General features: G+C 66.9%; 16 protein-coding genes and 1 tRNA gene. 11 read left to right on the top strand and 6 right to left on the bottom strand.

Annotated features, from left to right (window positions below; genetic code table 11):
* From GJ693_RS05475 to GJ693_RS05445, 7 genes are all read left to right on the top strand, one after another.
* A partial coding sequence (locus GJ693_RS05475) for an FAD-dependent oxidoreductase (RefSeq protein ID WP_197041984.1) occupies window positions 1-448 on the top strand: 448 nt, incomplete at its 5' end.
* A gap of 79 nt (window positions 449-527) precedes the next feature.
* Window positions 528-2,669: an FAD-dependent oxidoreductase gene (locus GJ693_RS05470; RefSeq protein ID WP_156255322.1), complete on the top strand. Its 2,142-nt coding sequence runs from the start codon at window positions 528-530 to the stop codon at window positions 2,667-2,669.
* Between the two features lie 106 nt (window positions 2,670-2,775).
* Window positions 2,776-5,799, top strand: coding sequence for a TonB-dependent receptor (locus GJ693_RS05465; RefSeq protein WP_156255321.1), 3,024 nt, complete (start codon window positions 2,776-2,778; stop codon window positions 5,797-5,799).
* A gap of 13 nt (window positions 5,800-5,812) precedes the next feature.
* A complete protein-coding gene (locus GJ693_RS05460; RefSeq protein WP_235902664.1) occupies window positions 5,813-7,069 on the top strand; it encodes a NupC/NupG family nucleoside CNT transporter in 1,257 nt (418 codons plus the stop codon).
* Window positions 7,062-7,667: a CDP-alcohol phosphatidyltransferase family protein gene (locus GJ693_RS05455; protein WP_156255319.1), complete on the top strand. Its 606-nt coding sequence runs from the start codon at window positions 7,062-7,064 to the stop codon at window positions 7,665-7,667. The genes GJ693_RS05460 and GJ693_RS05455 overlap by 8 nt, the downstream gene beginning before the upstream one ends.
* 65 nt (window positions 7,668-7,732) lie before the next feature.
* Window positions 7,733-8,431 (top strand): DUF3047 domain-containing protein, encoded by a 699-nt coding sequence (locus GJ693_RS05450; RefSeq protein WP_156255318.1) that lies wholly within the window; start codon window positions 7,733-7,735, stop codon window positions 8,429-8,431.
* A 59-nt stretch (window positions 8,432-8,490) separates the two neighbouring features.
* Window positions 8,491-11,259 (top strand): phosphoenolpyruvate carboxylase, encoded by a 2,769-nt coding sequence (locus tag GJ693_RS05445; RefSeq protein WP_156255317.1) that lies wholly within the window; start codon window positions 8,491-8,493, stop codon window positions 11,257-11,259.
* 10 nt (window positions 11,260-11,269) lie between these two features.
* Here GJ693_RS05445 and GJ693_RS05440 read toward each other — a convergent pair.
* The 4 genes from GJ693_RS05440 to GJ693_RS05425 form a co-directional block, all read right to left on the bottom strand.
* Window positions 11,270-11,344 (bottom strand) — tRNA-Val (locus tag GJ693_RS05440).
* 70 nt (window positions 11,345-11,414) lie between these two features.
* Window positions 11,415-13,805, bottom strand: a complete 2,391-nt coding sequence (gene lon, locus GJ693_RS05435) for an endopeptidase La (RefSeq protein WP_156255316.1) — start codon at window positions 13,803-13,805, stop codon at window positions 11,415-11,417.
* 135 nt (window positions 13,806-13,940) lie between these two features.
* Complete coding sequence (locus GJ693_RS05430) at window positions 13,941-15,140, bottom strand: CaiB/BaiF CoA transferase family protein (RefSeq protein ID WP_156255315.1); 1,200 nt, start codon at window positions 15,138-15,140, stop codon at window positions 13,941-13,943.
* A 10-nt stretch (window positions 15,141-15,150) separates the two neighbouring features.
* A complete protein-coding gene (locus GJ693_RS05425) occupies window positions 15,151-16,734 on the bottom strand; it encodes an MFS transporter (protein WP_408014543.1) in 1,584 nt (527 codons plus the stop codon).
* A gap of 131 nt (window positions 16,735-16,865) precedes the next feature.
* Between GJ693_RS05425 and GJ693_RS05420 the strand changes: the two genes are divergently transcribed.
* Genes GJ693_RS05420 through GJ693_RS05410 form a run of 3 tightly spaced genes read left to right on the top strand, consistent with a single transcriptional unit; the run spans window position 16,866 to window position 18,984 of the window.
* Window positions 16,866-17,078: a hypothetical protein gene (locus GJ693_RS05420; protein WP_156255313.1), complete on the top strand. Its 213-nt coding sequence runs from the start codon at window positions 16,866-16,868 to the stop codon at window positions 17,076-17,078.
* Window positions 17,075-17,353, top strand: a complete 279-nt coding sequence (locus GJ693_RS05415) for a hypothetical protein (RefSeq protein ID WP_156255312.1) — start codon at window positions 17,075-17,077, stop codon at window positions 17,351-17,353. The genes GJ693_RS05420 and GJ693_RS05415 overlap by 4 nt, the downstream gene beginning before the upstream one ends.
* A gap of 50 nt (window positions 17,354-17,403) precedes the next feature.
* Window positions 17,404-18,984, top strand: a complete 1,581-nt coding sequence (locus tag GJ693_RS05410) for a phytoene desaturase family protein (protein WP_156255311.1) — start codon at window positions 17,404-17,406, stop codon at window positions 18,982-18,984.
* Between the two features lie 3 nt (window positions 18,985-18,987).
* Here the strand turns inward: GJ693_RS05410 and GJ693_RS05405 are convergent, their stop codons facing one another.
* Window positions 18,988-20,274 (bottom strand): amino acid permease, encoded by a 1,287-nt coding sequence (locus tag GJ693_RS05405; RefSeq protein ID WP_156255310.1) that lies wholly within the window; start codon window positions 20,272-20,274, stop codon window positions 18,988-18,990.
* 100 nt (window positions 20,275-20,374) lie between these two features.
* Here GJ693_RS05405 and edd point away from each other — a divergent pair, with 100 nt between their 5' ends.
* Window positions 20,375-22,195 (top strand): phosphogluconate dehydratase, encoded by a 1,821-nt coding sequence (gene edd, locus GJ693_RS05400; RefSeq protein WP_156255309.1) that lies wholly within the window; start codon window positions 20,375-20,377, stop codon window positions 22,193-22,195.
* A 57-nt stretch (window positions 22,196-22,252) separates the two neighbouring features.
* Here edd and GJ693_RS05395 read toward each other — a convergent pair whose 3' ends face one another.
* Entirely contained in the window at window positions 22,253-22,684 is a 432-nt protein-coding gene (locus tag GJ693_RS05395) for a pseudoazurin (RefSeq protein ID WP_156255308.1), read from the bottom strand.
* Window positions 22,685-23,014: the final 330 nt, after the last annotated feature.

Below are 23,014 nucleotides of genomic sequence, written 5' to 3'. Positions count from 1 at the left end.
CCACGCGCAGGGCCTGGCGCTGCCCGGCGGCGAGATCCTGTCGGCCGGGCTCGTGATCGCCGCCACCGGCAGCCGCGCGCCGGACTGGCTGGCCGGATCGGGCCTCGCCACGGCCGATGGCTTCGTCGCCGTCGATGCGACCCTGGCCAGCATCACCCACCCCAACATCTTTGCCGCTGGCGACATCATCGCCCGGCAAGACCGGCCGTTGCCGCGTTCTGGCATCCACGCCGTCAAGGCCGGGCCTGTGCTGGCTGCCAACATTGGCGCCCGGCTCTCAGGCACCGCGCTGGCCGAATATCAGCCGCCGGCCCGCAATCTTTATTTGATGTCGACCGGCGATCGCCGCGCCATCCTGTCGTGGGGGCCGTTTGGCCTTTCTGGCCGGCCAATATGGTGGCTGAAGGACCGCATCGACCGTGGCTTCATGCGCCGCCAGCAACCATGACGGAGACCGGCGCGAATAACCACTTTGCACTGGCCCCTGATTGCGGCCAACGTGTCGCACCCAGCCGGATAGGGAAACGATGAAACGCTTGGCCCTCATTGCCCTGTTCGCTGCCGCGATCGTCGCCTGGTTCCAGTTCGACCTTGGCCAGTTTCTCACGCTCGACGCGCTGAAGGCCCGCCAGGCCGACATTGCGGCGCTCTACGCCGCCAAGCCGGCGCTGGTGATCGGTGGCTATTTCGCGGTCTATGTCGCGCTCACCGCCCTCTCCTTCCCCGGCGCGGCGGTGATGACGCTGGCGGCCGGCGCGATCTTTGGCGTGGGCCTGGGCACGCTCATCGTCTCCTTCGCCTCCACCATCGGCGCGACGCTCGCCTTCATGGTCTCGCGCTATCTGTTGCGCGATTGGGTGCAGAGCCGGTTCGGGACACGCCTCGCCGCCATCAACGCCGGCATCGAGAAGGACGGCGCCTTCTACCTGTTCAGCCTGCGCCTCGTGCCGGTCTTCCCCTTCTTCGTCGTCAATCTGCTGATGGGCCTCACGCCCATTCGCACCCTCACCTATTTCTGGGTCAGCCAGGTCGGCATGTTCCTGGGCACCATCGTCTATGTGAACGCCGGCACGCAGCTGGCCGGCATCACCAGCTTGCGCGACATTGCCTCGCCCGGGCTGCTGGCCAGCTTCGCCGCGCTCGGCCTGCTGCCATGGATCGGCAAGGCGGTGATGGCGGCGATTCTGAGCCGCCGCGTCTATGCCCGCTGGCCGAAGCCCAAGCGCTTTGATCGCAACATGGTGGTGATCGGTGGCGGCGCGGCGGGCCTCGTCAGCGCCTATATCGCCGCCACGGTGAAGGCAAAGGTGACGCTGGTCGAATCCCACAAGCTGGGCGGCGATTGCCTCAATTATGGCTGCGTGCCGTCAAAAGCGCTGATCAAGTCGGCCCGCATCGCTCACCAGATGCGCCATGCCGAAACCTATGGCCTGAAACCCCAAACCCCCGATTTCGATTTCCGCGCCGTCATGGCCCGCATCCGCGGCGTCATCGCCACCATCGAGCCCAACGACAGCGTGGAGCGCTACACTGGCCTGGGGGTGGACATGGAACTGGGCCACGCCCGCATCCTCGATCCGTGGACGGTGGAGATCACCCGGCACGACGGCAGCACCCAGCGCCTGACCACGCGCAGCATCGTCATCGCGGCCGGCGCCGCGCCGCTGGTGCCGCCGCTGCCCGGCCTGACCGAGCACAACCACCTGACCAGCGACACGCTGTGGGACGCCTTTTGCGCCCTTGACGCCATCCCCCGCCGCATCATCGTGCTGGGCGGCGGCCCGATCGGCTGCGAGCTGGCCCAAGCCCTGGCCCGGCTGGGCGCGCAGGTGCAACAGGTGGAGATGGGCCCGCGCGTCTTGCCGCGCGAGGATGCGGACGTCGCAGCCATCGCCCACGCGGCGCTGGTCGCCTCGGGCGTCGAGGTGCTCACTGGCCATGCCGCGCTGCGGGTGGAGGATGGGCAGACGCTGATCGTCGCCCACGACGGCCAGGAACGCGCCCTGCCCTATGACGCGCTGATCGTCGCGGTGGGCCGCAAGGCGCGGCTGACCGGCTATGGCCTGGAGGAACTGGGAATCGAGACCGACCGCACCGTGGTGACCGACGAGTATCTCGCCACCCTCTATCCCAATATCTACGCCTGCGGCGACGTGGCGGGGCCCTACCAGTTCACGCACGTGGCCTCGCACCAGGCCTGGTATGCGGCGGTGAACGCGCTGTTCGGCCAGTTCCGCCGCTTCAAGGCCGATTATCGCGTCATCCCGTGGACGACCTTCCTCGATCCCGAGATCGCCCGCGTCGGCCTGTCGGAGGACGAGGCGAAGGCGAAGGGCATCGCGATGGAGGTGACGACCTACCAGCTGCACGAACTTGATCGCGCCATTGCCGACAGCGCGACGACCGGCTTCGTCAAAGTGCTGACCCCGCCCGGCAAGGACCGCATCCTGGGTGTCACCATCGTTGGCGATCATGCCGGCGAGCTGCTGGCCGAATATGTGCTGGCGATGAAGCACGGGCTGGGCCTCAACAAGCTGCTGGGCACCATCCACACCTATCCCACCATGGCCGAAGCCAACAAGTTCGCCGCCGGCAACTGGAAGAAGGCCCACGCCCCGCAGGGCCTGCTGGCCTGGGTCGGCCGCTATCACGCCTGGCGCCGCGGGTAAGAACGGGGCGGGTAACCATTTGCGGCGCCGCTGCGTATCTGCTGAACAAGGGTCATGATGTCCGCACGGAGCCGGGCGGGCCGTGGCGGTGAGTTGGGGGAATGAAATGAAGGGTTTGAACCGGGCGACGGCGGTGTTTCTGGCCGGCGCGGCGATGGTGGCGGTGCCAGCCCAGGCGCAGCAGGCTGGTATCCAGATTGCCGTGGTCGATGCCGCCACCGGCGCGCCGTTGGCCGGGGTGGAAGTGACCATCGACAACCCCGGTACCGGTTTCCGCCGGGTGGCGAAGAGCGATGCGCAGGGGCTGGTGCGGCTGGAGGGCCTGTCCACCGGCGGCCAGTATCGGGTGGCGGCCGCCGCCAGCGCCGATCATGATGCCGCGCCGGCACAGACCGTCGATCTGCGCAGCTATTTCGCCAGCAGCATCACGCTGCGGCTGGCACCGGTGGGGCAGACCATCACGGTGACCGGCACGCGCTCCGTGGTCGGCCTGAACGCCGTCAACGCCGAAGTCTCCGCCTCGCTGGGCCGCGAACAATTGCAGGCGCTGCCGATCGAAGGCCGCGACGTGATCGGATCGTTGATCCGGCTGCCCAACGTGGTGGCCAGCACCGGCTTCTTCCCGGAAGCGCCGTCGATCTCGATCAACGGCTCGAACGGCCTTGATTCCAACTATCTGATCGATGGTTTGGACAATAACGAGAATTTCCTCGGCGGCATCAAGTTCCCGGTGCCGCTCGGCTTCACCCGCAGCGTGACGGTGCTCGCCAACAGCTATTCAGTCGCTTATGGGCGCACCGCCAACGGCATCGTCAACTACACCACGCCATCGGGCAGCAACGAATTCCACGGCGAAGCCTATGCGCTGGTGCGCCCCGGCCGGCCGCTGGACGCCGCCTCGCCCTTCCCGCGCCGCGACCTCAGCGGCAACGCGGTGGGCGAGAGTTTCGAGCGTTACCAGGGCGGCTTCGCGCTGGGCGGGCCGATCGTGAAAGATCGCACCTTCTTCTACGTGAATTATGAATATACGCGCGATCGCAATGTGCAGGTGGTCGATGCGCCGTTGCTTGGCGCTGTGGGCAATGTCACCGGCAACAACCAGTTCCACCTCGGCTCGCTGCGGCTCGATCACCGGCTGACCGATGACTGGACGCTGTCGTTGCGCGGCAATATCGGCCGCGTCACCATCGAACGACCGGGCGGAGGCCTGGGCGGCGGCAATGCCACGCTGCCCTCGGCCGGTTCCAGCCAGCAGCGCAACTCGACGCTGGTCGCCGCGTCGGCCAGCTATGCCGGTGATGACTGGAGCTATGACGGCGCGGTGCAATACAGCGCTTTCCGCTGGGACTATGGCCGCGCCACTGCCGGACCGGGGCCACAGGTGGTGGTGCGCGATCCGTCGGGGCTGACGGCCGGCGTGATCAGCAACCCCGGTTATGTGTTCGACAGCCGCGAGGAGACCTGGCAGACGACGCACCGGCTGGGCCGGCGCCTGGGCGCGCACCGGCTGCGGCTGGGGCTGGACGTGATCAACAGCCGCTTCAGCCTGTTTGGCGGCGGCAATCCGGACGGCAATTATCTGGTTGATCTGACGGCGGGGCAACTGGCGTCGCTGCGCGCGTCGGGCAAGGGCCTGAACCTGACGGCGGGCGATGTGCTCGCACTCAACCCGGTTGTGGCCAATTATTCGGTTGAGCTGCGGCCGCAGTCGTTCGGCACCGATCAGACGCTGCTGGCGGCCTATGTGGAAGATGAATGGCAGATCAGCCCACGCCTCACCGCGACGCTGGGCGTGCGCTGGGATTATGACAGCCTGACCGCGAAGGGCGCTGGAAAGGGCGATTTCAACAATTTCGCGCCGCGCCTGGCGCTGAACTGGCGGCCGGATGCGCGCTCTGCGGTGCGGTTCGGGGCGGGGATCTTCACCGGCAAGCTCTCCTATGCGGTGATTTCGGACGCGTTGCAGCGCAACACCACGTCGGCGGGCCTGCGCAGCCAGCTGGGCCAGTTGCAGACGCGCGGGATCATTCCGGCGGGTGTAGACCTCGCCGGGCTGACCTTCGACGGCAATCTGTCCGTCTCGCCGCCCTGCACCACGGTCGCCAGCTGCCCGACGCCGGCGCAGGTGCAGGCGCTGCGCGACACCGCGACGCTGGGCGAGGCGCGCATCCTGTCGCCCACCGGCTACAAGAGCCCGTGGAGCCTGCAGCTGAGCACCGGTTACCAATATCAGGCGACCTCGACGCTCACGCTCAGTGTCGATGCCATCTACAGCCGCAGCCACAATCTGGTGCGGCTGCGCGATCTCAATGCGCCGGCGCCGTTCACGCCCAACGCCGCCGCGCTCACCCCCGCCAATATCGCCCTGTTGCAGTCGGCGCCCGACAATGCGGCGCGGGCAGCGCTGGCGCAGAGCCTGGGGCTGGTGAGGAGTGTGGCGGCTGCCGATGCCAGCCGGCCGGTGGCGCTGGTGCCCGGCGGCGCGCGGCAGATCACCGTTTCGGAAACCGCGGGCAAGTCGGAATATGTGGCGCTCATCCTGCAGGCGGTGAAGGAGCGCGGGGGCGATGATTATGGCTTCCGCTTGAGCTACACGCTGTCGCGGCTGCGCAACGATACCGACGACATCAATTTCCGCGCGGCGAACAGCAATGATTTCAGCACCGAATATGGCCCGTCCGCCAACGACCGGCGGCACGTGATCTCGGCGGTGGGGTATCTCTATCCCATCAACGGCCTGACCCTGACGCTGGCCGGGCTGTTCCAGTCGGGCCAGCCGGTGAATCTGGTGCCGGATGCGCGGATTTTCGGCACGCAGGATCTGAACGGCGATAGCGCCTCGTTCGGGGAGAATTATGTCGGCAACTCCGACCGTTACCCCGGCGCGGCCCGCAATTCGGCGCGGCTGCCGTGGTCGGCGACGGTGGATGTCGGCGTGCGCTATCTGCTGCTGAAGCGCATCGAGCTGTCGGCCGACGTGTTCAACCTGTTCAACGCCAACAACCAGTCCGGCTTTGCCAACGCGGCGACCACGTCCAACCAGGTGCAGTTCGGCGGCGGCGCGCCGTTCGTGCAAAGAAATGCCGGGCCGCCGCGCACCTTCCAGTTCGGTGCGGCGATGAAGTTCTGATATGCAGGTGCCGATGCAGCAGTTTCAGGGCTTGATCGGGCTGGCGGCCCTGCTGTTGCTGGCATGGGCGCTGTCTGAAGACCGCGGCAATCGCCCGGGCTGGCGCTGGATTGGCGGCGCGCTGCTGCTGCAACTGGCGATTGCCGTGATCGTGGTCAGGGTGCCGCCGATCTGGGAAGCGGTCGGGCTGGCCAACCAGGGCGTGGCAGCGATCGAGAAGGCGACGCTGGTGGGCTCCTCTTACATGTTCGGCTATCTCGGCGGCGCGCCCCTGCCCTTTGCCCTGGCGCCCGGCGCCCAGCCGCCGCTGATCATCGCCTTCCAGATCCTGCCGCTGATCATCGTGTTTTCGGCGCTGTCGGCGCTGCTCTGGCACTGGGGTATCTTGAAGGCGCTGGTGCGCGGGCTGAGCTGGGCCTTGCGGCGCACGCTGGGCGTGTCGGGTGTGGTCGGGCTGGGCGGCGGGGCGACCCTGTTCCTGGGCGTGGTGGAATCGCCGCTGGTGCTGCGCGCCTGGTTCGCGACGATGAGCCGATCCGATCTGTTTGCGATCATGACGATGATCATGGCGACGATCTCGGGCGCGATCCTGGTGCTATACGCCAGCACGCTGGGCAAGGTGATCCCCAATGCGGCGGGGCACCTGATCGTCGCCAGCCTGATTTCGCTGCCGGCCGCGCTCACCATTGCCCGGCTGATGGTGCCGGGCAGCCCGCAGTCCAGCGAAGCTGCCGAGCCCGACCTGGCCTATGATGGCGCCATGGATGCCGTGGTGCGCGGCGCCATGGAGGGCGTGCAGCTGATGCTGGCGGTGATCGGCATCATCATCACCATCTTCGCCCTGGTGAACCTGGTCGATCAGCTGCTCGCCCTGACCCCGCACGTGGACGGCGCGGCGCTGACGCTGCGGCGGATGCTCGGCTGGGTCTGCGCGCCGCTGATGTGGCTGATCGGCGTGCCATGGGATCAGGCGCCGGCGGCGGGCGCGCTGATGGGCACCAAGGCCATCCTGAACGAATATGTCGCCTATCTCGATCTGGCCGCCCTGCCCGCCGGCACGCTGGCGCCGCGCAGCCTGTTGATCGTCACCTATGCGCTGGCCGGCTTTGCCAATCTGGCCAGCATTGGCCTCTTGGTCTCCACCATCGCCAGCCTGTGCCCCGAGCGCCGCGCCGAAGCGGCTGGATTGGGCGTGAAAAGCTGGATCGCTGGCAATCTGGCGACGCTGATGACCGGCGCGATGATCGGCCTGGTGACGCCACTTGCTTGACGCCCGCCTCCGCCCGCTGATCGACCCGCCGTTGAACGCGGTGGGCCGCACCTTGGCCGAGTTGGGCGTGACGGCCAACGCGATCAGCGCCATCGGCATCGCGCTCGGCATCGGCGCCGGGGTGGCGCTGGCGCAGGGGCAGTTCGCGATCGGGCTGGTGCTGATCATCGTCAACCGGCTGCTCGACGGGCTGGATGGCGCCGTGGCGCGGGCCACGCAGCTGTCGGATTTTGGCGGCTATCTCGATATCGTCGGCGATTTCGTCTTCTATCTCGCCGTGCCGCTGGGCTTTGGCCTGGCGGACCCGGCCAATCTCAAGCCCGCCATGGCGCTGCTCGCCTGTTTCGGGCTGACCGGCACCAGCTTCCTCGCCTTCGCCACCATGGCCGCCAAGCGCGGGCTGGAAACCAGCGCCCACGGCCGCAAGAGCTTCTTCTACAACACCGGCTTGGCCGAAGGCACGGAGACGATCATCGTCTTCATCGCCTTCTGCCTGTTCCCCGCGCACTTCCCGATCATCGCGCTCGCCTATGCCGGCCTGTGCATCCTCACCGTCATCCAGCGCACGGCCGTCGCCTGGGTAACCTTTCGCAATTGACGCAGCCTGCAACAATCAGGCCCACCGCCGCGTAAACCCTCCAGACCCTGGTCTCGGAGTGTTTCATGCCCTTCCCCCTGCTTGCCGCCGCCGTGATTGTTGGCCAGTTCACCGCCGAAGGCCCGGTGCCGATGCCCTGGCAGGTGACGCCAGTGTCGAAGAAGGTGCCGCTCACCCAGTATCGTGTCGTGCGCATCGATGGCGTCACCGGCGTGGAAGGCAGCGCCAACCAGAGCATGGCGCTGTTGGGTCGCGCGATCGCGGTCGATCTGGCGGCCACTCCGATCCTGTGCTGGCGCTGGCGCATCGAGGCGCCGGTGGCCGGCGCCGACATGATGACGAAACAGGGCGATGACTATGCCGCGCGCGTCTATGTCGGCTTCGATATCCCTGACAGGCAGTTGGGCCTGGGCACGAAGTTCAAGCTGAGCCTGGCGCGGCGGCTGTTTTCCGGCCCCATCCCCGATGCGGCGCTGAATTATGTGTGGGATGCCAATCACCCCGTCGGCACCAGCGTGCCCAACGCCTATACCGATCGCGCGCAGATGGTGGTGATGCAGAGCGGCACCGCCAATGCCGGGCGCTGGGTGGAGCAGCGGGTGAACCTGGCCCGGGATTTCGCCCGCGCCTTCCGCGGCGTTACTGGTGCGGCCACCCTGATCGCGGTGGCGGTGGACACGGATCAGACCAAGGGCATGGCGCGCGGCTGGTTTGCCGATCTCCACTTCGTCGCCGCCGATCAGGCCTGCCGCTTCCCCGGCTGAGGGCGAATCTGTCCAAACGCCAACTTGCCGCACTGCACAAAAGCGGCAACCATGGCGGGATGATCGAGACCTACCGCCAGCGCCTGGGCGAACTTCACGCCCGCACCGCCGAAACGCCGCTGTTCAACCCGGTGTTCCAGCTGGGCCACGAGATCAGCCGCGCGCTGGAAACCGGCGCGGTGACGCTGGCCGGGCTGGCCGGGGTGATTGCCGAACTGGGCCGCGAAGGGCTGCAGGCCCGGGCCGATCGGCTGGCGCGCTTGCTGGGCAGCATGGATGATGCCGCCAACATCGCCGCCTTCCGCGCCCAGGTCGAAGCCTCGGCCACGGGCGATTTCGCCGCCTTCAAGGCGCACTGGGAAGCGCCGCTGCTGCACGTGGTGTTCACCGCGCACCCCACCTTCCTGCTCACGCCCGCCGAATATGCCGCCGTCGCCGAGGCAACGGTGAGCGGCGCCCCGGTGGCCATCGCCCCGGTCGAAACCCGGCCCGCCCCCAGCCTGGTGGAGGAGCATGAGGCGGTGCTCGCCGCCATCACCCGTGCACTGGCCGCGCGTGACCGTCTGCACGCCGAAGTGCTGGCCGTCGCCGCCCGCGCCTTCCCCGATCAGTGGCAGGCGCTCACGCCCTGCCTGTTCCGCGTCGCGACCTGGGTCGGTTACGACATGGATGGCCGCACCGATATCGGCTGGGCGACCAGCATCGGCTTTCGGGCGCAGGAAAAGGCCGCGCGGCTGGCGCTGCTCGCTGCCGAGGCGGCACGGCTGGGCGAAGCGGCGCTGGCAGACCGTCTGTCCCGCGCCGGCACCCATGCCGCTGGCCAGGCCCAGCTGTTTGCCGGCGATACCGAGGATGCCGCTGCACTCTCCGCCATCGCCAACCAGGTGACGGCCCCGCACCCCGATGCGCTCACCAGCCTGGCCGAGCCCATCGCTGCCCTGCGTGCTGCTGCCGCCGCACTGCCCGCTGACCAGGCCCGCCGCCATCTCGTGCTGGCCGCCGCCATGGCGGCCGATGGCCTCGGCATGGGCTGGATCCATTTCCGCGTGAACGCCGCGCAATTGCACAACGCCATCCGCCGCCGCATCGATCCCGAAGGCCATCTCGACATGGGCAGCGGCCAGGCGCTGATCCGGCTGCGCGACCTGCTCGCCAAGGTGAAGCCGCTGCGCTCCAACTTTGCAGCGCTGGCGGTCGAGAGCACCACGGCCGTGCGCCAATATCTCGCCATGGCGGCAATCCTGAAGCACATCGATGCCGACACGCCGATCCGCCTGCTCATCGCCGAATGCGAGCAGCCGCAGACCGTGCTGGCCGCGCTCTATTTTGCCCGGCTGTTCGGCATCGCCGACAAGGTGGACGTGTCGCCGCTGTTCGAGACGGAGACAGCACTGGAGCATGGTGGCCGTTTCCTGGACGCGCTGCTCGCCGAGCCGGCCTATCGCGACCATGCCCGCCGCCGCGGCCGGGTGGCGATCCAGACCGGCTTTTCCGACGCCGGGCGCTTCGTGGGCCAGGTGCCGGCGGCCCTGGCCATCGAACGGCTGCAGGGCCGGCTGGCGCGCGCCATGGCAGCCAATGGCCTCGCCGATGTCGCCGCGCTGATCTTCAACACCCACGGCGAATCCATGGGCCGCGGCGCCCACCCGGCCAGCTTCACCGATCGCCTGGCCTGGCCGATGAGCCGCTGGGCCCGCGCGCAGTTCGCCAAGGCCGGCATCCGCGTGGAGGCCGAAGCCAGTTTCCAGGGCGGCGATGGCTTCCTGTTCTTCGGCCACGACGCGCTGGCGCTGGCGACGCTGGCCCGCATTGCCGAGATCACGCCAACACTGGCCGCGGGCGGGGCCGACGACCCTTTTTACACCCGCACCGATCTCAGCCTCGATTATTACCGCATGATCCGCCGCCACCAGCGCGCCCTGTTCGAAGCCCGGCCCTATGCCCGCGCTATCACCGCCTTCGGCCTGGGCCTGATTCCCGTCACCGGTTCCCGCCGGCTGAAACGGCAGAGCGACATCGGCAGCGATCGCGATGCCTCGCTGCGTTCCATCCGCGCCATCCCGCACAACGCCATCCTGCAGCAGCTGGGCTATCCGGTGAACGTGCTGGCCGGCGTCGGCACCGCCGGCGAGGATGCGCAGGAGGCGCTCGCCGCGCTGCTGGCCGGTTCGGCGCGCGGGCGGCAATTGCTGGCGCTGGTTGAGGCTTCCAATGCCATTGCCAGCATCAAGACGCTGGCCGCCTATGGCGAGCTGTTCAACAGCGCCTATTGGGCCACCCGCCCCTATCGCGGCACCGAGGAAGCGCTGGCCCGGCCCTGCCTGGCGCTGGCCGAGAAGCTGGTGGAGGATGATCGCTCCGGCCAGTTCCGCCGCCTCGCCTCATCCTTGCGGGTCGATAATATCAAGCTCAGGCAGTTGCTGGCGCATCTGCCGGCGCCGGTGACCCGGGATGACGGCACCGAGGCAACGCGGCGCACCCTGGGCGTGCTGCACGCGGTGCGGCTGGCCCTGATGCAGCATCTGTTCCTGCGCGCCGTCGATATCCCGGCCTTTTCGCGCCGCAACGACATCAGCCGCGACGACGTGCTCGACATGATCCTGTCGCTCAGGACGGACGAGGCGCTGGACCAGCTGCGCCGGGCCTTCCCGGTGGCGGCGCCCGATATCGGCGATTATCGCATGGACGAGGCGACCGACTGGCCGGAGGATGATGCCCAGGCCTATGCCGGCATCCAGCGCCGCTTCATCGAGCCGATTGCGACGACGGCGCGGCTGATCCCGTTAATCAGCATTGCAATTGCCAATCATTTCGGGGCTTATGGGTGAGAGAGCCGAGTGGTGGGCGCGACAGGGATTGAACCTGTGACCCCTGCCGTGTGAAAGCAGTGCTCTACCGCTGAGCTACGCGCCCACTCGGGAGCGGCGGATTAGGCGAGATGGGCGGCGCTGTAAAGCCCCGCCCACCCGGTCTCCGCAGATTTTTAGTGCCGTACCGCCGGTTCGCTGGTCACCGCGGCTGGCGGCATGGCGGCCTTTTCGTCGGCCTCGGTCCATTCGATCGGCACCAGCGGCTGGGTCAGCGCCAGCGCCAGCACTTCATCGACATGGGCCACCGGCACGATCTTCATCCCCTGCTTCACATTGTCGGGGATTTCGGCGAGGTCCTTCTCGTTCTCCGCCGGGATCAGCACGGTGGTGATGCCGCCGCGCAGCGCCGCCAGCAGTTTCTCCTTCAGGCCGCCGATCGGCAGCACGCGGCCACGCAGGGTCACTTCCCCGGTCATCGCCACATCGCGCCGCACCGGCACGCCGGTCAGGGTCGAGATGATGGCGGTGACCATGGCGATGCCGGCCGACGGACCATCCTTGGGCGTCGCGCCTTCCGGCACGTGCACGTGGATGTCCTTCTTCTCGAACACACTCGGCTTGATGCCATAATGCGTGGCCCGCGCCCGCACAAAGCTCAGCGCTGCCGAGATCGATTCGGTCATCACGCTGCCCAACTTGCCGGTGGTCTTGATATTGCCCTTGCCGGGGCTGGTGACGGCTTCGATGGTCAAGAGGTCACCGCCCACTTCGGTCCAGGCCAGGCCCGTCACGGCACCGATCTGGTCCTCGCTGTCAGCGAGGCCATAGCGGAATTTGCGCACGCCCGAGAAGTCGGCGAGGTTTTCGGCCGAGACGGTGACGCTGGTTTCCTTGCCTTCCAGGATACGGCGCAGCGCCTTGCGCGCCAGCTTGGCGATCTCGCGCTCCAGCTTCCGCACGCCGGCTTCACGGGTGTAATAGCGGATCAGATCACGGATCGCGTCGTCGGTGACCGTGAACTCCTCCTTCTTCAGCCCGTGCGCCTCATACTGCTTCTCGATCAGGTGGCGCTTGGCAATCTCCAGCTTCTCATCCTCGGTGTAACCCGACAGGCTGATGATCTCCATGCGGTCCAGCAGCGGCTGGGGCATGTTGTAGCTGTTGGCCGTCGTCACGAACATCACGTCCGACAGGTCGTAATCGACCTCCAGATAATGGTCGTTGAACGCCTTGTTCTGTTCGGGATCGAGCACCTCCAGCAGCGCCGATGAAGGGTCGCCGCGGAAATCCTGGCCCAGCTTGTCGATTTCATCCAAAAGGAACAAGGGGTTGGACGTGCCAGCCTTCTTCAGATTCTGGATGATCTTGCCGGGCATGGAGCCGATGTAGGTGCGGCGGTGGCCGCGGATTTCGGCTTCATCGCGCACGCCGCCCAGACTGTGGCGGATGAACTCGCGCCCGGTCGCCTTGGCGATGCTGCGGCCCAGCGAGGTCTTGCCGACACCAGGGGGGCCGACGAGGCACAGGATTGGCCCCTTCAGCTTGTTGGTGCGGGCCTGCACGGCCAGATATTCGACGATCCGGTCCTTGACCTTTTCTAGGCCATAATGATCGGCATCGAGCACGGCTTGCGCTGCGACAATGTCCTTCTTCACCTTGGAGCGCTTGCCCCACGGCAGCCCGAGCAGCGTGTCGAGATAGTTGCGCACGACGGTAGCTTCCGCCGACTGCGGCGCCATCGCCTTGAACTTCTTGAGTTCGGCCAAGGCCTTTTCGCGTGCTTCCTTCGACAGCTTGGTCTTCTTGATCTTCTCCTCGAACTCGGCGGCTTCGTCCTTTTCCTCGTCGGCCTCGCCCAGCTCGCGCTGGATCGCCTTCATCTGTTCGTTGAGATAATATTCGCGCTGGGTCTTCTCCATCTGCCGCTTGACGCGGTTGCGGATCTTCTTCTCGACCTGCAGCACACCCATCTCGCCTTCCATGAAGGCGAAGATCTTCTCGAGGCGCATGCCCACGTCCGGCTCGGCGAGCAGGGCCTGCTTGTCGGCGATCTTCAGGCCGAGGTTGGCGGCAACCGTGTCGGCAAAGCGGCCGGGTTCTTCCACCGCCGCGATCTGGCTGGCGACTTCGGGGGCGACCTTGCGGTTCAGCTTCACGAACTGTTCGAACTGGCTCTGGGCCGAGCGCAGCAGGGCGGCGACTTCGGTCTCGCTGCGCTCCACATCCGGGCGCTCGGCGACTTCGGCCATCAGGTGCGGGCCGCTGGCATCAAGATTGACCAGGCTGGCGCGGCCCTGGCCTTCGACCAGCACCTTCACCGTGCCATCCGGCAGCTTCAGCAGCTGCAGCACCGTGGCCAGCGTGCCGACGTCATAAAGCTCATCGGCGCCGGGGTCTTCATCGCCGGGATTCTTCTGCGACAGCAGGAACACGGTGCGGCCATCGGCCATCGCGGCTTCGAGTGCGGCCACCGATTTTTCGCGGCCGACGAACAGCGGCACGATCATTTGCGGGAACACCACGATATCGCGCAGGGGCAACACGGGCAGGGTCTGATTGGTCATATCGTCTCCGTCGCGGGGCATGGAGCCTCGCCTTGTCCCGGCTGATATGGGTAGCGCCCGCAGTGGGTGCAATGGCAGAATCAGCGCGAGACTGTCGCAGATGATGCAAGACCCGTGCCGGGCCGAACAGGGGCTTCAAGCGCGCAGGACGCCCTTATCCACAAGTGCGGCAATGGCGGCAGGGTCATAACCCAGCGCGGCAAGGATCTGCCGGCCGTGCTCACCCAGATGCGGGGCGGGTCCGACGGGGTCCAGCGGCTGGCCAAAGCGCGCCGGCGGCCGGGCCTGGCGCACGCGGCCAACCTTCTCGCTGTGCGCGACCTCGATGCAGATGCGGTTGTGCTGCACTTGGGCATCGTTCGGCACATCGGCAAGCGGCACCACCGGGCCGCCGACGGCGCCCTGTTCGACAAAGCCTTCCATCAGCTCGGCGCGGGTGCGCTTGGCGATCTCGGCGGAGACTTGCGGCGCCCATTCGCGCTGGTGCTTGATGCGCCCGGCCGACGAGCGGAAGCGTTCATCGGTGGCAAGGTCCTCGCGGCCCAGGCTGCGGGTGAGCGCGACGAACTCGGCATCCTGCAGCGCGCCGATCGCCACCTGGCCATCGGCCGCCTTCCACAGCCGCATCTGGGCGCCATATTCGGGCCAGGTCGCCGGCGCATCATCGAGGAAGGCGAGATTGTACATGCTGTCGGGCCAGTTGAAGGCGACGGCGGCATCGAGCATGGCGACCTCGATGCGTTCGCCCTGCCCGTCTCTATTGACTCCGCCCGCCCGTTCGCGGCGGAACAGCGCGGCGGTGATCGCCTGCGCGGCGGTGAGCGCTGTCACCTTGTCGGCCACCAGATGGCGCACCAGGCCGGGCGTGCCTTCCTTGTCGACCTGGGTGGCCGCGATGCCGGACACGGCCTGGATAACCGGATCATAGACGCGGATATTCTGATACGGGCCATCGGGGCCAAAGCCGGTGATGCTGCAATAAATGAGGCGCGGGTTGATCGCCTGCAGGCGATCCCAGCCAAGCCCCAATCGGGCGAGCACGCCGGGCCGGAAATTCTCGACAAGAACGTCGGCGGTGGCGACCAGCCGTTCCAGCACGGCAATGCCCTCAGGCGATTTTAGATCAAGGCACAGGCCCTGCTTGCCGCGGTTGACGGCGATGAACATGCTGGACAGATCGGCCTTCTTCGGCCCCAGCCCGCGCACCGGATCGCCGCCGGGGCTTTCGACCTTGATGACCTCGGCACCCTGATCGCCCAGCATCTGGCAGGCCATCGGGCCAGAGACGATCTGCGAGCAATCGATGATGCGGATGCCGGCTAATGGTCCACTCATCGCGCTGCCTTCAATCGTTGATGTTGATGTGGCGATTGTCTTTCAGGAACAGCAGCATGATCACCAGCCCCACCGCCACCACGACGATCGTGTACCACAGGCCGGCAAACACATCGCCGGTTGAAACCACGATGTATTGCGAGATGACCGGCAGGAAGCCGCCGAAATAGCCAGTGCCGATGTGATAGGGCACGCTCATCGAGGTGTAGCGCACGCGGGCCGGGAACATCTCCACCAGCACGGCGGCAATCGGCGCGTAGGTCCAGCCACTCAGCAGCCCGATCGCCATCACCGCCAGAATCAGCTTCCAGGCGACGATGCGTTCGGGATCGGCCTTCTCCGGCCAGCCGGCGGCATTCAGCGCCGCGCTCCATTTTTCCTTGTCGAAGCCCTCCAGCCGGGCGCCAGCGACACTGAGCGCCAGCACCGGCGCGTCGGCCTTGGCATAGGAAACGCCGCGCTTGGTCAGCCATTCCAGCGCCTTGCCGCACTCGGCCTCCTGCTTGAGGAAGATATTGTATTCGCACGCCGGCAATTCGACCGTAACCGGCGCTGCCGCCATGGCTTCGGACAGCGCCGGGTTGGCGCCGCTGGCCATCAGGTGGAATATCGGGAACAGCGCCGCCAGCGTGATGGCAAAGCCGACGCTGAGCACCTGCTTGCGCCCGAACCGATCCGACAATCCGCCGAACCAGATATAAGCAGGCGCGGAGACCAGGATGCCCACCGCCAGATAGAGCAGCGCCTCCCGCTCAGGCAGCCGCGCCGTGTTCTGCAGGAAATAGAGCGTGCCGAACTGGCTGGTGTAGAAGATGACGGTAAAGCCCGCCGACACCGCCAGGGCCACCAGCAGCCGGCCCTTGTTGCCCGGCGCGGCCAGCGCATCCTTGAAGGGGTTCTTCGAGGTGGTGCCGGCCGATTTCATCTTCTGGAACACCGGGCTTTCCGACAATTTCAGTCGCACCCAGATCGAGATGCCGAGCAGCAGCATCGACATCAGGAACGGCACCCGCCAGCCCCAGGCGTTGAATTGGTCTTCCGGGATCAGCGCCTTGGTGCCCAGCACCACCGCCAGCGTGAGCATGAAGCCGCCGGCCGCCGCCGCCTGGATCCAGCTGGTATAGGCGCCGCGCTTGCCGGGCGGGGCGTGTTCGGCGACGTAAATCGCCGCCCCGCCATATTCGCCGCCCAGCGCCAGCCCCTGCAGCGTGCGCAGCACCAGCAGCAGGATGGGCGCGGCAATGCCGGCCTGTTCGAAGGTGGGCAACAGGCCGATCGCCGCCGTCGCCCCGCCCATCATCGCGATGGTGATCAGGAAGGTGTATTTGCGCCCGACCTTGTCCCCGAACCAGCCGAACACCAGCGCGCCCAGCGGCCGGAAGAAGAAGCCGATGGCAAAGGCGAACAGGCTGAACAGCAGTTCCGTGGTAGGGTTGCCGGTGGCGAAGAACAATTTGCCGAGCAGGCTGGCGAGGATGCCGTAGAGGAAGAAATCATACCATTCGAACACGGTGCCCAGGCTGCTCGCCACGATCACCAGCCGATCCCGCTTGGGATCGATCACGTCGTCCACTGCTGCTGCATCCACGCCCAAAACCTGGCCTCCCCGCCTGTTTCTTGGGCCTTGGCATAGCGGATGCGGCGAAGGTTGCAACGGGGGGGGCGATGGGAGGAGCGGCTGGAGACAGGATTGCCGCCGCCGAGCGCTGGTGTATCCTTGCCGTCATGAGCCATCTTGACTTGAGCTTCGCTGGCCTGATCGCGTTTCTGGCCATCGGATCGCTCCTGGCCTGGACCCCGATTTTCGGGATTGCCTATTGGCGCCGACAATTTGGTGGAGACTTCAAAGACTATCTCAAGGCTTATCTTGGCGTGAGCGCGATGAGCATAGCAGTGTTTTTGCTGATGTCTTTTGTCGAGCATCTTGACCGGATATGAGAGCAACACTGTACAGCCTTGCATTGATGTTGGCTGGCCCGCCCGCGGTGCTGCTTGCCTGGGCGCACTGGCTGCGATCCGGGCCACTTGGTTCGGAAACAGGCGAAATTGTCGCCATGGTGGCCGCCGTTGTTGTTGGTCTGACGGGCTTGGCATTCGCGCCCTGGCCGCGTGCCACGAAGGAAAAGATTGGCGTTGCCTACGCAATTGCTGCGGTGCTCCTGTTGCCTCTGGCGACCCTCCTTGCCGTCTGCACCACGGGCGACTGCCTCTGAACGCCGTGCCGAATTGACCACCTGCCCGCGCCCATGCATGGCTGGCGCCCATGAAATTTGACGCGATAATCATCGGCGGCGGCCACAATGGCCTGGTCACCGCCTTCTACCTCGCCCGCGCGGGCCTGAAGGTGCATATCTGCGAGGCGCGCGACATTGTGGGCGGGGCGTGCGTGACCGAGGAGTTTGCGCCGGGGTTCCGCAATTCGACGGCGAGCTACACCGTGTCCTTGCTGCAGGACAAGGTCGCCAGCGACATGAACCTGGCCGAGCATGGACTGAAGATCGTGCTGCGGCCCTTGAACAATTTCCTGCCGCTGGACGGCGATTATTTGAAGGTCGGCCCCGGTGTGACCGAAGCCGAAGTGGCGCGCTTCAGCCCGAAGGATGCCGCGGCGCTTGCCCCCTATGATGCGCGGCTGGAGGTGCTGGCCGATCAGATGCGGCGGCTGGCGCTGAAGACGCCGCCGGCACGGGGCCTGAAGGGCATGACGGCGCTGATCAACCAGGGCTGGCCGCTGATGGGGCTGAAACCCGAGGAACACCGCGACCTGTTCACCCTGTTCACCCGGTCGGCGCGCGAATTCCTGGATGGCTGGTTCGAAAGCGATCCGATCAAGGCGGTGCTGGGCTTTGACTCGATCGTCGGCCACTTCGCCAGCCCTGACACGCCGGGTTCGGCCTATGTCCTCCTCCACCACGTCTTTGGCCAGGTGAACGGTGTGAAGGGCGCCTGGGGCCACGCCATCGGCGGCATGGGCGCCATCACCCAGGCGATGGCCGCTGCCGTCAGCGAAAAGGGCGTGTCCATCGGGCTGGAAGAGCGCGTGGCCAAGGTGAACGTGGCGGGCGGCAAGGCCTGCGGCGTGACGCTGGAGGATGGCCGCGAGCTCGAAGCTTCCATCGTGGCCAGCAATGCCGGCCCGGCGCTGCTGTTCCGCCAGCTGGTGGACCGGTCCGAACTGCCGGCGGAATTTGCCCGTTCGATGGATGGCTATGCCACCGGCTCCGGCACCTTCCGCATGAATGTCGCGCTGTCGGAACTGCCGGAGTTCAGCGTGCTGCCCGGCCGTGGGCCGCATCACGGCGCCGGCATCATCATGGCGCCGTCACTGGATTACATGGACCGCGCCTATACCGGCGCCAAGGCCTATGGCTGGTCCGCCAAACCGATCGTCGAGATGCTGATCCCCTCGACGCTGGACGACACGCTGGCGCCGCCGGGCTGCCATGTCGCCAGCCTGTTCTGCCAGCAGTTCGCGCCGAAACTGCCCGATGGCCAGAGCTGGGATGATGTGCGCGACAAGGTGGCGGACCTGATCATCGATACGGTGACGGCGCACGCCCCCAATTTCAAACGCAGCGTCATCGCCCGCCAGATCCACTCGCCCCTGGACCTGGAACGCAAGTTCGGCCTGATTGGTGGCGACATCTTCCACGGCCGCATCAGCCTGGATCAATTGTGGGCGGCGCGCCCGGTGCTGGGCCACGGCGATCACCGCATGCCGATCAAGGGCCTGTATCTGTGCGGCAGCGGCGCTCATCCCGGCGGCGGCGTCACCGGTGCCCCCGGCCACAACGCGGCGCGCGAGATCCTGGCGGACCGTCGCTTCGCCTTCGGCCGCGCCTGAGGCTCAGGCGCGCTTGCGGCTGTAGAGGTAAACGGGCGCGCCGACAGCGACGAGGCCCAGGCACCACAGGTTCGGTTCCAGCCCGGCGGCATAGAGCGCGAAGATCGAATAGAGGATGCCGGCGATGCCAACCAGCCGCAGCACGCCGCCCAGCAGTTTCACCGCCGCCATCGCCACGGCCAGATAGCCGATCAGCATCGCCGAGGTGGCGACCAGGATGGTGAATTCGAACAGGCCAGCCAGGTTGCGATCGGTGTTCATCAGCACCAGCACCGCCGCCAGCGCGCCCGACAGGATCAGGCCTGGTGCGGGCGCGCCCGCCTTGTTGAGCCGGGCATAGCGCGGCGGAAACTGGCCCGCCAAGGCCAGTGCGCGCGGCAGTTCGGCGACGGTGAGGGTGAGGCCGTTGACTGTGCCCAGCGCCGAGATGGCGGCAAACAGCCCGATCAGCGTCGCCGCACCGTTGCCGATGAAGGGCGCGGCGAAATCGGCAAAGGGCGCGTTGCTGCTGGCCAGCGCCTTGGCCGGCACCAGCGCGATCATCGCGGCGGAAATCGCCATATAGAGCACACCGGCAAGCAGCGGCCCCAGAACTGTGGCCAGCGGCACGGTGAATTCGGGCCGCCTGATCTTGTCGGCCGGCACGGTGGCGCTTTCAAACGCCAGAAAGGCCCACATGGTGAGCGTGACCGAGGTGATGACGCCATCGGCATGCATGCCAAGGCTTGGGAGTGGCCCCGGCGGATTGACCACGGCCGCGCTGCCCTTGGTGCCCAACAGCCAGGCCGCGATGGCGAGCACGGCGACCAGCGGGATCAGCTTCAGGATGGTGGTGGCCTGCTGCACGAAGCTGGCCGCCGGTGCGCCCGCCAGGTTGATGACGGTGACCAGCACCAGCACCGCGGCGGCGGCGAAGGCGCTGAGCACCGGATCGGTGGCCAGCCCCGGCAGGATCACCGTGAGGTTGGAGACGACTGCGACGGCCAGCGCCGCATTGCCGACCCAGACGCCAATCCAGTAGCTCCACGCCGCGACATAGCTCACCTCGGCGCCAAAGGCGGTTTCGACATAGGCATGCGGGCCGCACTGGCCGGGCATCTGGCGCGACAGCATGGCATAGCAGCCGGCCAGCGCCAGCGTGCCGACCAGTGCGATCACCCAGCCGCCCATTGCCGACCAACCATATGGCGCCAGCGTCGCCGGCAGCAGGAACACGCCGGAACCGACCATGTTGCCGACCACCAGGGCCAGGGCGGCCGCCAGGCCGAGTTCTCGTCTGATGTCGGTCATGCGCCCCCCGTTCGCACTGTTGCTGCCCGCTGGCTGCCCGCCCGTCAATGCATAGCTATTCTGTCTGCCAAATCCGGGCGTAGCCGCCTAAAGTGCGACCATGACGACTCTCCATCCCACGCTCGCCCGCGTTACCGACCGCATCATCGAAAAGAGCCGCGACAGCCGGCGCCGCTATCTCGCCCATATCGCGCAGGAGCGTGACAATGGCATGGGCCGCGAACGGCTTGGCTGTTCCAACCTGGCCCATGGCTTTGCCGCCGCCCTGGAGGACCAGGCGACGATCAAGGCCGGCGCCCGGGTGAATATCGGCATCGTCACCGCCTTCAACGACATGCTGTCCGCCCACCAGCCTTACGGAACCTATCCGCCGCAGTTGAAGCTGTTTGCCCGCGAGGTCGGTGCGACGGCGCAGGTGGCCGGCGGCGTGCCGGCGATGTGCGATGGCGTGACGCAAGGCCAGGTCGGCATGGAGCTGTCGCTGTTCAGCCGAGACACGATCGCGCTGGCCACCGCGGTGGCGCTCTCGCACGGCATGTTCGAGGCGGTTGCCCTGCTCGGCATCTGCGACAAGATCGTGCCGGGTCTGCTGATCGGCGCGCTGCGCTTTGGCCATCTGCCGATGCTGTTCGTGCCGGCCGGGCCGATGCCGACCGGCCTGCCCAACAAGGAAAAGCAGCGCATCCGGCAATTGGCGGCCGAGGGCAAGGCCAGCCGCGCCGATCTGCTGGAGGCCGAAAGCGCGAGTTACCACAGCCCCGGCACCTGCACCTTCTATGGCACGGCGAACAGCAACCAGATGATGATGGAGGTGATGGGCCTGCACGTGCCCGGCGCCGCCTTCGTCAATCCGGGCACGGGCTTGCGCAACGCCATGAACCGGGCGGCGATGCACCGGCTGGCCAGCATTGCACTGAAGCAGCCCGACGAGCGGCCGCTTGGGCAGTGCGTGGACGAGCGCGCCATCGTCAATGCCATGGTCGGCCTGCTGGCCACCGGCGGTTCGACCAACCATGCCATCCACTTGCCGGCGATCGCGCGGGCGGCGGGCGTGCTGATCGACTGGCAGGATTTCGATGAACTGTCGGGCGCCGTGCCGCTGATCGCGCGGGTGTACCCCGGCGGCGCCGCAGACGTGAACCAGTTCCATGCGGCCGGCGGCATGGCCTTCACAATCCGCACGCTCTTGGAGGCCGGCCTGCTGCATGGTGACATCACCACCGCCGGCGGCCAGAGCCTGGCCGATTATGCCCGTGATCCGGTGATGGAGGATGGCCAACTGGCCTGGCAAGACGTGCCGGAAAGCCGGGACGAGACCATCCTGCGCTCTGTCGCCAATCCGTTCCGCGTCGATGGCGGCATGCGGCTGGTGAAGGGCAATCTGGGCCGCGCCATCTTCAAGACCAGCGCGGTGGACGAGGAGCGCTGGACGATCGAGGCGCCTGCCCGGGTGTTCAGCGACCAGGAGAGCGTGCAGGCCGCCTTCAAACTTGGCGAGCTGGATCGCGACGTGGTGGTGGTGGTGCGCGGCCAGGGGCCACAAGCCAATGGCATGCCCGAACTGCACAAGCTCACCCCGCCGCTGGGCGTGCTGCAGGATCGCGGGTTCAAGGTGGCGCTGGTCACCGATGGCCGCATGTCGGGCGCATCGGGCAAGGTGCCGGCGGCCATCCACCTGTGCCCGGAAGCCATGTCGGGGGGGCCGATCGCCCGCGTCCGCGACGGCGACGTGATCCGCCTGTGTGCGCGCAACGGCCAACTCGATGTGCTGGTGGATGCCGCCGAATTCGCCGCCCGCCCGGCGGCAGTGACCGGCATGACCGCCGACGGCACGGCCCGCGAGCTTTTCGCCTTCTTCCGCACGGGCAGCGACGATGCGGAGGCCGGGGCCTCGGCGATGCTGAAGGCCGCGGGATTGTAGAAACGAAAACGGCCGGGGTGTCGCCACCCCGGCCGCTTCATCATCGGGAAGACCCGATTACTTGGCCTGGGCCAGGTAGGCGGTCATGCGCTTGGTGGCCAGCGGCGACAGCTTCACGGCCTTGGCGGCAGCGAGGTTGGCCGACGGGCCGTTGCCGACCTGCACCAGGGCGACCATGCCCATCGAGAAGTGCGGCAGGCACTTGATGCCATACAGGCCCGGCTTGCCGACCTTCAGCACGAAATCCTTGCCCATCACGCCCTTCTGTTCGGCTTCACCGGCCGGCAGGAAGCCCGGGATGGTCTGGGCGTTGTGGCCCGGGTTGGCGGCGACGAACTTCACGGTGTCGCCAGGGGCAGCCTTGATGAAGCCCGGTTCGAAAACCATGGCGCCTTCCTTGCCCTTGTTCAGCATCTTGACAGTGATTTCCTTGGCGGCAGCCGGAGCGGCGATCACCAGGGCAGCGGCGACAAAGCCCAGAACCTTCATCTTCTTCCTCCTCGTGCCGGCACGATCGCCGGCTGGTTGATGCACGCCCCGGACCGAAACGCCGGATCGCTTGGCCGCGCTCCTTACGCGCGCACCGATAGGCACTCAAGATGGGAACTTGCGACCAATCGTCCAAATCCCGCTTGATGAATCGAGATTAATGAAGCGCGGCTTGCGCCAGTCTGAACGGATCAGAGGGAGGCGATGATGCCTTCGGCCGGATCGATGCGCCCGGCCACCAGATCGGCCCAGGCCTGGCCCACCGCCACCGGGCCGGACACGCGCGCCACCCGCAGCCAGCCCAGCGTTGCCGCGAAGCGGCCCCAGGCC

The organism is Sandarakinorhabdus oryzae (assembly GCF_009733735.1).
Lineage (GTDB): Bacteria > Pseudomonadota > Alphaproteobacteria > Sphingomonadales > Sphingomonadaceae > Sandarakinorhabdus > Sandarakinorhabdus oryzae.
The sequence above is the reverse complement of the archived record's forward strand: the minus strand, read 5'-3'. Positions and strand labels throughout refer to the sequence as shown.